This window comes from Bartonella sp. TS25HLJMH (genome assembly GCF_042193505.1).
GTDB classification, from domain to species: Bacteria; Pseudomonadota; Alphaproteobacteria; order Rhizobiales; family Rhizobiaceae; genus Bartonella; species Bartonella grahamii.
Genome location: NZ_JBHILV010000004.1, coordinates 40834 through 54511, shown reverse-complemented (window position 1 = coordinate 54511; position 13678 = coordinate 40834). Strand labels below are relative to the sequence as shown.

Annotated in this window: 9 protein-coding genes; 7 read left to right on the top strand and 2 right to left on the bottom strand. The window is 37.2% G+C overall.

Annotated features, from left to right (window positions below):
* Positions 1 to 576: 576 nt before the first annotated feature.
* Together ACFINF_RS03050 and ACFINF_RS03045 are read right to left on the bottom strand one after the other, a co-directional pair.
* Entirely contained in the window at positions 577 to 1887 is a 1311-nt protein-coding gene (locus ACFINF_RS03050; protein ID WP_375619621.1) for an MFS family transporter, read from the bottom strand.
* A gap of 605 nt (positions 1888 to 2492) precedes the next feature.
* Positions 2493 to 3800 carry an MFS family transporter gene (locus ACFINF_RS03045; RefSeq protein WP_375619620.1) on the bottom strand — a complete coding sequence of 436 codons (1308 nt, stop codon included), beginning with the start codon at positions 3798 to 3800 and terminating at the stop codon, positions 2493 to 2495.
* Between the two features lie 194 nt (positions 3801 to 3994).
* On the opposite strand from ACFINF_RS03045, the gene ACFINF_RS03040 reads away from it, so the two are divergent.
* From ACFINF_RS03040 to ACFINF_RS03010, 7 genes are all read left to right on the top strand, one after another.
* A complete protein-coding gene (locus ACFINF_RS03040; protein WP_015856618.1) occupies positions 3995 to 4789 on the top strand; it encodes a thymidylate synthase in 795 nt (264 codons plus the stop codon).
* Positions 4786 to 5295, top strand: coding sequence for a dihydrofolate reductase (locus ACFINF_RS03035; protein ID WP_375619619.1), 510 nt, complete (start codon positions 4786 to 4788; stop codon positions 5293 to 5295). The genes ACFINF_RS03040 and ACFINF_RS03035 overlap by 4 nt, the downstream gene beginning before the upstream one ends.
* Positions 5296 to 5407: 112 nt before the next feature.
* Positions 5408 to 6553, top strand: coding sequence for an FtsH protease activity modulator HflK (hflK, locus tag ACFINF_RS03030; protein WP_375619618.1), 1146 nt, complete (start codon positions 5408 to 5410; stop codon positions 6551 to 6553).
* 2 nt (positions 6554 to 6555) lie between these two features.
* Entirely contained in the window at positions 6556 to 7491 is a 936-nt protein-coding gene (gene hflC, locus ACFINF_RS03025) for a protease modulator HflC (protein WP_375619617.1), read from the top strand.
* 150 nt (positions 7492 to 7641) lie between these two features.
* Entirely contained in the window at positions 7642 to 9168 is a 1527-nt protein-coding gene (locus ACFINF_RS03020; protein ID WP_375619616.1) for a Do family serine endopeptidase, read from the top strand.
* A 940-nt stretch (positions 9169 to 10108) separates the two neighbouring features.
* Positions 10109 to 10981, top strand: coding sequence for a tRNA (adenosine(37)-N6)-dimethylallyltransferase MiaA (miaA, locus tag ACFINF_RS03015; RefSeq protein ID WP_375619615.1), 873 nt, complete (start codon positions 10109 to 10111; stop codon positions 10979 to 10981).
* A gap of 271 nt (positions 10982 to 11252) precedes the next feature.
* Entirely contained in the window at positions 11253 to 13052 is a 1800-nt protein-coding gene (locus tag ACFINF_RS03010; RefSeq protein ID WP_375619614.1) for an acetolactate synthase 3 large subunit, read from the top strand.
* Positions 13053 to 13678 lie beyond the last annotated feature (626 nt).

Here is a 13678-nt window from a genome sequence, read left to right as displayed (position 1 = left end):
ACTATTTAAAATAAAATAATTTTGCAATTTTAAACTATTTATTATATAGTATAAATATTTTTATTAATTAATTTAAATAATAAAAATCGTCGTAATAAATTTAATAATTAAATATAATTGTTTTCTTGATAAGATTTGATTAAGTTTTTCTTATAGTAAGATACATTTAATTTTATGAAAATTTGTTAAATTTAAATTATATCAATAGATTTGTACAATTTTTGGTAATTTAAGTATTTTATAAAAGGCTGTTTTATTATTTTATTAAATAATTTTATTCATAGCATTAACTCTGTTCCTGATTTGCAAGAGGTATAGTTATGAGGACGTAATATAAAAAGGGTAGAAAAAAATCTTATGGTATTTGGGTTTCTCAATTGAGATAAAAAATGATAAACAATCATTACAAATCAATATGTTATGGAAGTAATATCTATAGGTCATAGAAAGTATTCGATGACTGTCTATTGTTGAGAGTAAGATAATGAAGTGGGTTTCATAAATAAAATTAATTTTTTGTGTAAATAATTATAAAAAAAGCCCATTTTCTTGGGCTTTTTTATCCAAAAAATAAGTTTAATGAAGTTTATCGTCTTTATCGAGATATCCTCCTTTATCTATATCGGGCATAAGGAGAATAGAGATGAGTGCAATGACCATCATACCAACTATATAAAAAAAGAAAACAGATTCGTATCCCATATTTTTTAATCCAAGCGCTACATATTCAGCAGAACCGCCAAATAGTGCATTTCCAATGGCAAAAGCAAATCCAACACCAATTGCGCGGATTGAGGCTGGGAACAATTCTGCTTTTATGATACCAGCAATGGACGTATAAAAACTCATAACACAGAGTATTCCAATGATGATTAAGAGTGCTGCCCATGCATTATGGGCATTCCCAATCATTTTAAGTACAGGAATGGTGCAGATAATGGATAAGGTACTCCAACTAATGAGTGAAGCTCTTGCTCCAATTTTATCGGCTATGAAACCTAAAAGGGGTTGGAGTAGCACAAAAATAAAGAGGGCGGCAGTCATTATCGTTGTTGCAGTTTGTTTATCAAAGCCCGTGGTTGTGATCAGATATTTTTGCATATAAGTGGTGTATGTATAAAATGTGAGTGATCCACCAGCTGTAAAGCCAACAACCAAAAAGAAAGCTTTTTTATGATTACGAAAAAGTTCTCTAAGACTACCAGCATGTTTTTCAGAGCGGCTTTTGTGGGTTGTTGTTTCATGGAGCAAACTACGCAGATAAATTGCGACAATTGCTCCAAAGCCACCAATGACAAAAGGAATACGCCATCCCCACGCTTTTAACTGATCTTCAGTAAGGTAAAGAGATAAAATAAATATTATAAAACTTGCAAGAAGTTGACCTGTGATCGTTGTTGCATATTGAAAAGAAGCAAAGAGCCCACGACGATTTTTGGGTGCAACTTCGCTCATATAAGTTGCTGCTGTACCATATTCACCGCCAACGGAAAGTCCTTGGAACATGCGGACTAAAAGGAGGAGAAATGCTGCTGTTATTCCCAAGGTTTTATAGGTAGGAAGTAGGGCAATGAGAAAAGAGCCTCCACACATCATAAAAACAGAAATCAGCATTGAGCGTTTACGTCCATAACGATCCGCAATGAATCCAAAGAGCCATGCTCCAATTGGACGCATAAGAAAGCCAATAAAAAAGATTCCTGCAGTTTTTAACAGTTGTGTAACGATATCTTCATCTTCAGGAAAAAATTGTGATGCAAAATAAACCGATGCAAAGGAGTAAGCATAAAAGTCGTACCATTCTACCAGATTTCCTGATGCACTGGATATGATAGCAAAAATACGTTTCCTTGTATCATGTGGATCTAAAGTTGTTTGATTATTCATGAAGTATTCCCCTTTTAGATTTATAACTTTTCTTCTCTTTAAAGTTGTTTACAGTTTAAGCCATAAAAATTCAATTATATTGCGATTTTTCTTAAAAAAAGGGGGATGGAAGCGGCTTATTTTTATGATGTTTGCAGTTTTTATTTTTGTCATAGAACAAAAACGGTACTCATATTTATAGGAAGGTATGTTTTGATTTTTATTGTATCTTTAACGGTGTCATTGATCATCCAGATCAGAAAGGGGTGTTGAGAGAGGATTGATTGGTGATAATAGATGCGGTTTAATTTCTATTATTAGACAAATAAGGAAACGATATTTTGCTTATTTTTGATAAAGAAAAGAGGATTTTAATTAAAACAGATCTGATGTTTTTAAAGCTAAGTATACTGGATTTATTGGTATCATGAAAAATATACGGTCATGACATGGGATAATTTATTTACCATGGTTCATATCAAAGAAGAGGATATCGCTCCTTTATGATACGAGAGATGTTTATGATATGAAAGGCGTGTCTGTAATAGGTTGTAAATATTGATTTTACAGTACTATCATAATCAAGAAGCCCGAAAAATCGGGATTCTTGATTTAGTTTAGAAAATTTAATGGATACTATCACCTTGAAGATAGCCCTCTTTCCGAGCATCGGGCATTAAGAGAACAGAAATGAATGCAATAATCATCATGCCGGTTATATAAAAATAGAAGACAGATTCATATCCAAGATCTTTTAATCCAAGCGCGACATATTCAGCAGAACCGCCAAACAGTGCGTTGGCAATAGCATAAGAGAGCCCAACTCCTATTGCTCGTACTGAAGCGGGAAACATTTCTGATTTTACAATGCCAGAGATGGACGTGTAAAAGCTCATAATGCAGAGCATTCCAATAATAACTGATAAAGCAATCCATGTACTATCAGTACTACCAATCACATTAAGTCCAGGAATGGTAAAGATAATAGATAAGACACTCCAAATAAGGAGTGAAGTTCTTGTTCCAATTTTATCAGCCATAAAACCAAATGCAGGTTGAAGTAACATGAAAACAAAGAGTGCAGCAGTCATCACAGTTGTGGCTGTATGTTTATCAAAGCCGGTGGTTGTAATCAGATATTTCTGCATGTAAGTCGTATAGGTGTAGAATGTGAGCGATCCTCCAGCGGTAAAGCCGATAACTAGAAAAAAAGCTTTTCGGTGGTTGGTTAGAAGTCCCCTAATACTACCAGCTTGTGCACTAGAACGACTTTCTTTGGTCGTTGTCTCATGGAGCGTGCGGCGTAGATAAATCGCAACAATTGCTCCTAGTCCACCAATGGCAAATGGAATACGCCAACCCCATGCTTTTAGCTGATCTTCGGTGAGGTAAAGCGCTAAAATGAATATAACAAGACTGGCTAGAAGCTGACCACCAATCAGTGTGGTGTATTGGAAAGAGCTAAAAAATCCTCGGCGATTTTTGAGGGCAATTTCGCTCATATAAGTTGCTGTTGTACCATATTCACCACCGACAGAAAGCCCCTGAAGCATTCTGAGTAAAAGTAAAAGAATTCCTGCTGCTACTCCAATGGTTTCATAGGTAGGAAGTAGGGCGATTAAGAACGAACCACCACACATCATAAAAACAGAGATAAGCATTGAGCGTTTGCGTCCGTAACGATCGGCAATGAAGCCAAAAAGCCATCCGCCGATTGGGCGCATAAGAAAACCAATAGCAAAGACACCAGCTGCTTTTAAAAGTTGTGTAACGACATTGCCATCTGAGGGAAAGAATTGTGATGCAAAGTAAATGGACGTAAAGGAATAAACATAAAAATCATACCATTCTACTAGATTACCTGATGCACTGGACATGATAGCCCAGATACGTTTTCTTGTATCATGTGGTGCTAAAGCTGGTTCATTCTCCATAAATTTATCCCTTTTATGATCATACCTAACTTGTTTCTTTTAAAATTTATTTACGATTTGATTCATCAAAATGCAATCGTATAATAATAATTTCCTATAAAAGATGTTTGGGAAGAGGATTTTTTTGAATTGTATTTTTATAAATTTTGAAGTTTCTATTTCCTGTAACGTTAAGAATCAACCATAATATTTATATGAAAATCTATCTTGATCTTTTATCGCATGTTTTAAATAACGGCATTGATCGTACAGATCGAACCGGTGTGGGGACGCGATCAATTTTTGGGTATCAAATGCGGTTTGATTTGCAGGCTGGCTTTCCTCTGTTAACAACGAAGAAATTGCATTTGCGCTCGATCATTTATGAGCTTTTGTGGTTTTTGAGAGGTGATACAAATATTGCATGGTTGAAGGAACATGGTGTGTCAATTTGGGATGAATGGGCTGATGAGAAAGGGAACCTTGGTCCTATTTATGGTTATCAGTGGCGCTCTTGGCCTGCTCCCGATGGACGGCATATTGATCAAATCAGTCATCTTTTGACGATGATTAAAGAAACGCCTGATTCTCGTCGCTTAATTGTATCTGCTTGGAATCCCGCACTGATAGAGGAGATGGCTTTGCCTCCTTGTCATTGTTTTTTTCAATTTTATGTTGCTGATGGGAAGCTATCTTGTCAGCTTTATCAGCGTTCAGCAGATATTTTCTTAGGTGTTCCGTTTAATATTGCTTCCTATGCGTTGTTGACGATGATGATTGCCCAAGTAAGCGGACTTAAAGCAGGAGACTTTATTCATACTCTGGGCGACGCTCATCTTTATTCTAACCATTTTGAGCAGGCGAGATACCAGTTGTCTCGTATACCAAATGCTTTGCCGTTGATGCTTATAAATTCAGCGGTAACAGATCTTTTTTCTTTTAAATTTGAGGATTTTGAATTGCTTAATTATGAAGCGCAGCCCCATATTAAGGCACCGGTAGCAGTATGACTTTTCCAGTTTGTTTAATTGCAGCTGTTGCAGAAAATGGTGTTATAGGTCGTGAAGGTGCGATGCCTTGGCATTTATCTACGGATTTGCAACGCTTTAAGGCTTTGACTTTTGGTAGCCCCATTATTATGGGGCGAAAAACTTGGGATTCTCTTGGGCGTCCTTTACCAGGGCGTACAAATATTGTTATTACCCGTAATTGTGCATTCACGGCTGAAGGCGCTGTTATTGTTCATTCTTTGTCGCAAGCCTGTTCTATCGCAAAAAGTGTGGCTTCTCAAAATGGTGCGGATGCAGTTTTTATTATTGGGGGTGGTGAAATTTTTCAACAAGGGTTGCATATGGCTGATAAAATATTCCTTACAGAAGTTTTAGCTTCTATAGAAGGTGATAGTTTTTTTCCTGTTTTTGATAAAGAAAAATGGACTATTGTAGAAACACAAGATATTCCAAAAGGAGAAAAAGATAGTCATCCGACACGTTTTGTGGTTTACGAACGAAAATAATTATAAGTGAAAAGAACCTGTCAGTTGTATTGTAATGAGATAAGAGAATCCCTATAAGATCCAAGTGGATGGTTGGTATTTGAATGAATGGTAGTCAGTTAAAGAGGTGATAATGCCCTGGACAAATCAAAATGGTGGTGGCCCGTGGAGTGGCGATAAAAACAAGAACAGTGGTGACAAAAAAACATCGGCTAAGAATCTTTTTGGTTCTGGTGGCAATAATGGTGGCGAAAATGGTCCCAATCTTGATGATATTTTGCGTAAAGGGAAGGATCAGTTTAAACAATTTAGTAGAGGGGGAATTGTTGTTTTGTTCCTTCTGATTGCTGTGTGTTTTTTGCTCTATCAATCACTTTATATTGTCCAACAAAATGAGCAAGCAGTAGAATTGCGTTTTGGTGTGCCTAAGGCGGGAATTATCGGTGATGGATTGCATTTTCACTTTTGGCCAATTGAGACTTATATGAAAGTGCCTTTAACTGAAAAAACGATTGCAATTGGTGGGAAGCCTGGTCAGGTACAACAAAGTGAAGGTTTGATGCTGTCTAGTGATCAAAATATTGTTAATGTCAATTTTTCTGTTTACTATCGCATTTCACATCCAGGACAATTTTTATTCAATGTGAATGATCAAGAAGGGACAGTTCGTCAGGTTGCTGAAAGTGCAATGCGCGAGGTTATTGGTTCCAGACCTGTTGATGATGTTTTACGCGATAAAAAAGAGGAAGTTGCTAACGATGTGCGAAAGATTACCCAGTTGACTGTCGATAAATATCAACTCGGTGTCGAAATAAGCCGTGTATCGATTAGTGAAGCTGCTCCTCCGACAAAGGTTGCTGCTGCTTTTAATTCTGTTCAACAGGCAGAGCAGGAACGTGGACGAATGATTGAAGAAGGAAATCGTGTGCGTTTTACGAAGATTGGTTTAGCAAATGGTGAAGCTTCACGTACACGGGAAATCGCAAAAGGTGAAAAAGCACAAATGGTTGAAGAGGCACGCGGGCGTGCTGAACGTTTTCAGGCCATAGCCCGTGAGGCGGCAATATCACCAGAGGCTGCGCGTTATCGTCTTTATATGGAGACGATGGGGCGTATTTTCTCTTCACCAAATAAATTGGTTCTTGATCAAATGAATTCTCCAGCGGTGCCTTATCTTCCTTTGAACGAATTGCTGCGTAACAATTTATCAGAAAAAGCAAAAGCGAAATCAGCACGTTCGACATCGCTCTTGGATGCTCATATTTCTGGAGGACGCTAATAATGCAGCAGTCTCGTTTTTTGTTTATTTTTAGTACTATAATGTTTCTTTTGATCATTTTATGGATGTCACTTTTTATTGTCTATCCTCGTCAACAAGTGGCAATTAAGCGTTTTGGTCAAATTGTTAAGGTCGAGTCTAATCCTGGAATTTATTCGAAAATGCCCTTTGTGGATAAGATGATTGTGGTGGATAATCGCTTGTTGCGTTACGATGTTCCTACGCAATCGGTACAAGTTCGTGGGGGTGCTTATTACGAAGTGGATGCGTTCTTTATTTATCGTATTACGGATCCTAAATTGTTTTTACAGCGTATTGCTTCGGGGCGTCCACAAATTGCGGCACGTGAAAACCTTGCACCACGGTTTATTGACGCTTTGCGTGCTGTTTATGGTAAGCGAGAATTTAAAGCAGCCTTATCGGATGAACGAGGCGCAATGATGGCTGAGGTGCAACGGCAATTTTCTATAGATGCAGGTTCGCTGGGTATTACGATTGTTGATGTGCGTATTCGAAAAACCGATTTAACGGATGCTGTTTCAGAAGATGTTTATCGACAAATGGCAGCTGAACGGGAGGCTGCTGCGGAAAATATTCGTGCTCGTGGTCAACAAGAACGAGATCGTATTGTGGCAGAAGCAAATCGTGAATATGAAGAAATTGTGGCAGCCGCAAAGCGTGATGCTGAAATTACTCGCGGTGAAGGACAAGCCGAAAGTATTCGCATTTTATTAAATGCGCGGGAAGCTAATCCATCTTTTTACGATTTTTGGTTAGCGATGGAACAGTATAAGAATTTAGAAAGAGTTCCGATGGTCATTTCACCAAATGAGGATTTCTTTTTTTATTTTCAAAATCCCTTGCAAGTAAAGAAAAAGCTTTCATCAACAATGAGTCCTAGTTTGAGCAAAACTGATTCAAAGTCTGGTGGAGAATAGATGAAACAATGTATAGAGTATACTATTTCATATGAGAAGTATGCTCTATAGCTGCTTTTTTTATGATGAATGTAAGACAGTATTAAGCCATACTGATTTTGTATAATAAAATTGGGTAAGGCTCTTTTCAGCTTTGGTTAAAGGCATATCATGGATAGAAGTATCGTGAGTAGAAATACGTTTTTGAAGTCTTTTATCACAAGAGTTGTTTTGTGTGTGATTTTGTTTTTATCAGGATCAGTGAATTTGTCTTGGGGCGCAGAGACAAACAAGACATTGCTTTCTGTTCCTGATTTAGCTTCTGAGCTTTTGGAGACGGTTGTGAATATTTCTACGGCACAGACGGTTGAAGGAACCGAACAGGATGAAAATACTTCAGTACCCGTTATTCCTAAAGATTCATTGCTGGAGGAATATTTTAATGATTTTTTTACACCCAAAGATGGTCAAAAAAATAGTCAATTTCAAAAGGTGCGTTCTTTGGGATCTGGTTTTGTGATTGATGCGCAAAAAGGGATTATTGTTACAAATTATCATGTTATTGTTGATGCTGATGATATTGAAGTTAATTTTACGGATGGTACAAAACTCAAGGCGAAGCTTCTTGGCAAGGATAGCAAAACTGATTTGGCACTACTTCAAGTGGATGCGGGACGTAAAAAATTAAAAGCTGTGCGTTTTGGTGACTCAGAAAAAGCACGTATTGGTGACTGGGTTATGGCTATTGGTAATCCTTATGGTTTTGGTGGAAGTGTAACGGTTGGTATTATTTCTGCACGTAACCGTGATCTTAATGCTGGTCCCTATGATAATTTTATTCAAACAGATGCAGCAATTAATCGGGGCAATTCTGGTGGTCCGTTATTTGATAGAAATGGTGAAGTCATTGGCATTAATACAGCAATTGTTTCACCTTCTGGAGGATCTATCGGTATTGGGTTTGCTATTCCATCGGATATGGCCCTTTCTGTTATTAATCAATTGCGTGATTTTGGAGAAATAAGGCGTGGTTGGTTGGCTATTCGTATTCAGCCGGTAACAGAGGATATTGCAAAAAGTTTAAAATTGGACAATGCTGTAGGAGCATTGGTGGCTGGTAAAATAGAACAGACAGAAGAAAATAATGTAGATAATAGTCAGTTACAAACTGGAGATGTTATTCTTTCCTTTGGTAATTTCAAAATTAAGCATGCACGTGATTTGCCGCGTTTAGTTGCAGAAAGTTCAGAAGGAAAAGTGGTGGATGTTACTGTTTTACGGAATGGGCAAGAAAAAACAGTAAAAGTTAAGCTTGGACGTTTGATTGAAACAGATGCAAATGAAGATATAGAAGAAGAAGTTGATGATAAAAAAGACAATGATCTGTCAAAAAGCGTGACAATGCAATTTATGGGAATGACGCTAGCTGAATTGACAGAGGATTTGCGTCATCGTTATTCAATTTCAGATAAACTTCGAGGATTAGTGGTAACATCTGTTGCACGAAATAGCGCAGCGGATAAAAAGCGTATTCGCGTTGGTGAAGTCATTATTGATATCAATCAGAGTGCTATCACAACAATCGATGAGGCTAAAAAACGTATTCATAAATTACGTGAAGCTGGACGCAAAAATGCTCTATTCATCGTAGCGCGTCCAGATGGAGAGTTACGGTTCGTAGCGCTTCTAATGGATTGATACCCCAATAGATTGAGGCTTAAAAATTAATTTTTTGTTTTTTATCAGCTTTTAGTATATGAGCTACTTTGTAGCTCAGCCATGTGATGTCCAATATTTCTCAAGCTCATTTCATGACAAAGAGCATGAATTGTATAACATAAAATCCGTTGGGCAGCTCTATTTTTGCATTAAATAAAAGTACAAGTTGGTACCATAATAGATTTGCTAGTTCCCAATATTGCAACAGCCTAGGCTTTGAAGTGCTGCATAAGAGATCTATGTCTTGTGTTTAAGTCAATTTTTATCTCTGCTTTTGATGCACAAGTGAATGGTATTGATATGGCACTTTATGAGAAGGATAAAAATGAGAAAATCTTATGATATTGGGAGCTCTTATTCAGATTGCAAAACGCTCAACTATTATAGATAAAGGGTGCAATTATTATTATAAATAATGTTTTTTTATCTAGTGAGACTTTTAGCACTTTATGATTGTACTTTGTGTGCTATAAAGAACATTTTTTTCACTTCAGTTTGAAAAAAGTTATCCTAGAGAAAAATCATATTAGACTAAATTAGTTATATATATTTATACCTTTTTTGGTGACGGATGAAAAAATAGTTATAAATAAAGAGAGCGTGAAGAAGACAATTTCTGAATCTCTTATTATAAATCAGAGTAGCATGCTGTTTTTATAGGAAAAAATAAAGCTTTTTGATTGTATAGGTTAAGCTCAGTATTATTTTCATAAATGATGACAAAGAATATGTTTATTTTTAATGGACTAACGGACAGAATGATTATGGCTGTAGTTTATTATTGAATTATGATAGCAAAAATGCTTCGAAATTCCTTTGGTGTTGTTATTAATTCCATTTTTTCTTTTTTATAAGTTTCATAAGGGGCTTTGGGGGCTGTATGTTGCAATAAGTTACTGATTGGGAGAAATTGCCATTCATGACACAGAGAACAGTTACATTAATAGCGGGACCAACGGCAAGTGGGAAGTCAGAACTTGCCTTGCAAATGGCTCAAGAAAAAAATGCTCTCATTATTAACACTGATTCAATGCAGGTTTATGATGTTTTAAATATTTTAACGGCACGGCCGAGGGAGGCTGATACTGCGATTGTTCCACATTATCTTTATGGTCATGTGAGTCCTACTGTGAATTATTCAGTAGGGCAATGGTTGTGTGATGTCGAGAAGCTATTGGCTACTTTTTCTTTAAGATCAGTTATTTTTGTTGGTGGAACAGGACTTTATTTTCGTGCTCTTTTAGAGGGGATTTCGGAAATCCCCCATGTTCCAGATGTTGTGCGGCAGAAGTGGCGACTTCGGCTTGATAAAGAGGGACCTGAAAGTCTTTATTGCCAGTTGTTGCAGGTTGATGCTGTTGTTGCTGAAAAAATTTCTTCGCATGATAGACAGCGTATTGTCCGTGCTTTGGAAGTTTATGATGCAACCGGTAAGACGCTTAGTTGGTGGCAGAAACAAAAAACAATACCTCTCATTGCGCCGAATTTCACCGAAAAAATTCTTCTTATGCCACCACGTCCTTTGCTTTATGAACGTATTCATAAACGCTTGGATTTTATGATTGAAAGAGGAGCTTTAGAAGAGGTGATGATCATGAAGAATCTTATGCTTTCCCCTTCATTACCAGCAATGAAGGCTATTGGTATACCTGAATTTATGGATTATTTGGATGGATATAGAAGCTTTGAGAATGCTCTTGAAGCGGTGAAAACACAAACGAGGAGATATGCAAAAAGACAAATGACATGGTTTCGTAATCAATTTGATGAAGAATGGATGCTTACTTTTTGATAAAAGAGCTAGAGCTTTGCAAAGAAACTTATCGAAAGATAAAAGATAATTCGTGAAAAAGATTTTTTTTAGAAAATATAATTTTTTATTGACGAATGGTATCAATGGAATTAGAAATCTTTCTACAAGGAAATTTTTATATATTTTATACGTTGGAATAATGGGGGTGATCATACAGTATGTGTTGTGTAATAGGCTCCTTTGGGGTCTTTTTTTATGGGCTCCGTTAGGGGCTTTTTTTATTGTCCTATCAAGTAGGTGAGTGGGAAAAATGAGAAATGATCCAAGAAAGCAAGAGAGTGCAGATGGAAAAATAATGTCGGGGGCTGAAATAGTGATTCAGGCTCTTATAGATCAAGGGGTTAAACATATTTTTGGTTATCCTGGTGGGGCTGTTCTGCCTATTTTTGATGTGCTCTATCACCAAGATACACTCCAGCATATTTTGGTGCGCCATGAACAAGCTGCAGGGCATGCTGCTGAAGGTTATGCACGCAGTACTGGAAAGGTAGGTGTTATGCTTGTGACTTCTGGTCCAGGCGCAACGAATGCTGTTACACCTTTGCAAGATGCTCTTATGGATTCTATACCTCTTGTTTGTTTTTCTGGTCAGGTAGCGACAACGATCATTGGAACAAATGGCTTTCAAGAAGCTGATACGGTTGGAATTACCAAGTCCTGTACGAAGCGTAATTGGCTGGTTAAAAACGTCAATGATCTTGCGGCTATTATTCATGAAGCTTTTTCTCTTGCTCAATCAGGTCGTCCTGGACCGGTTTTGATTGATATTCCTAAGGATGTTCAATTTGCTTCAGGATTTTATAGAGCACCTCAAACGCCGACATTTATGCGTTCTTATTCAAAGTCGAAAGGGAATGCGCAGGCTATTGAAGAGGCTGTTTCTCTCTTAGTAGAAGCAAAGCGTCCTGTTATTTATTCTGGTGGTGGTGTTATTTCATCGGGGATGGAAGCTGTAAAGCTTTTGCGCGATTTAGTTCAACTGGGTGATTTTCCGATTACGTCAACACTCATGGGGCTTGGTGCTTATCCCGCTTCTGACAAAAATTGGCTTGGAATGCTTGGGATGCATGGAACCTATGAAGCTAATATGGCCATGCATGATTGTGATGTTATGTTAGCTGTTGGAGCACGATTTGATGATCGTATCACAGGGCGATTGGATGCATTTGCACCTCATGCGCGTATTATCCATATTGATATTGACCCTTCTTCTATTAATAAGATCGTAAAAGTGAAAGTGCCACTTATTGGTGATGTGGCTTGTGTTTTGGGAGAGATGACGCAACTCTTGAAGATACAGAAACCAGCGTTTAACAGTGAAGTCCGTGAGGCGTGGTGGACGCAAATTAATCGCTGGAGATCACGTAATTCATTGGCATATATGGAAAAAAAAGATGTTATCATGCCACAATATGCTCTTGAACGGCTTTATGCACTGACCAAAGATGCTTGTGCTTATATCACAACAGATGTCGGACAGCATCAGATGTGGGCAGCACAGTATTATCATTTTGATGAACCAAAACATTGGATGACTTCTGGTGGACTTGGAACTATGGGTTATGGTCTTCCTGCGGCTATCGGTGTTCAAATTGCCTATCCTGATGCGCTTGTTGTGTGTATTTCTGGTGATGCCTCTATTCAGATGAATATTCAAGAACTTGCAACAGCTATTCAGCATGACACACCTGTAAAAATTTTCATTTTAAATAATCAGTATATGGGGATGGTTCGCCAGTGGCAGCAATTGCTGCATGGTAATCGTCTTTCTCATTCTTATACGGAATCTATGCCTGACTTTGTGAAATTGGCACAAGCTTATGGAGCCGTGGGAATTTATTGTTCAAAACCCGATGAACTTGATGATAAAATTCAGCAGATGATTGACTGTAATAAGCCTGTTCTTTTTGATTGTCGTGTTTATCATTTAGAAAATTGTTTTCCTATGATTCCATCGGGATGTGCCCATAATGAGATGTTATTACCCGATGAGGCAAGCGAGGAAGCTGTTGCAAATGCTGTTTCTTCCGAGGGAAAGATTCTTGTATAAAATTAATATGTTAACAAAATAGTGAAGGATGGTGATGATGAAGTCTTTGGAGTCTTCATCTCTGGCTCTTCTTTTTTGTGGAGAGTTCCTATTATCCTTAGAGCTCATTTTATGATTTTCATTCTTTGTTTAAAGATATGGGGTGTATTATTATTTGTTCATCTAAAAAATGTTATAAGTCGTATGCCCAATTATGTTTGAATTTATTTGTACGCGATGTTTGTTTTTTTAATTCATATGTTCACATTAATAGCTATTTCGTTGCATTTTTTAGATAATACATTGAATTATCTTTTATAAATTAATTATGTTGTCTCATATATGAAAGATTTCATCGTGCAAGAAAAGAAGCCACCATGCTTGAAGGGTGCAACCATGCAAACCGTCATGTCTATGAAAACAATAGAAAAGTTTGTCACTATGTTTTGGTTTCGCATTATGAAATTACTCCAAATCGCTCTTTCAAGGACTTGATAGGAGAATTCCCCTAGCGGCTTGAAAGGAAGGGCAAAAATAACAAAAATCAAATGCAGCCATAGAAAATTAATAGGTCACCATAGCTTATAATCAGGTAGTAACCTCACCTTATTATGCGGGAGAAATTTATATATATATATGAGATGTGT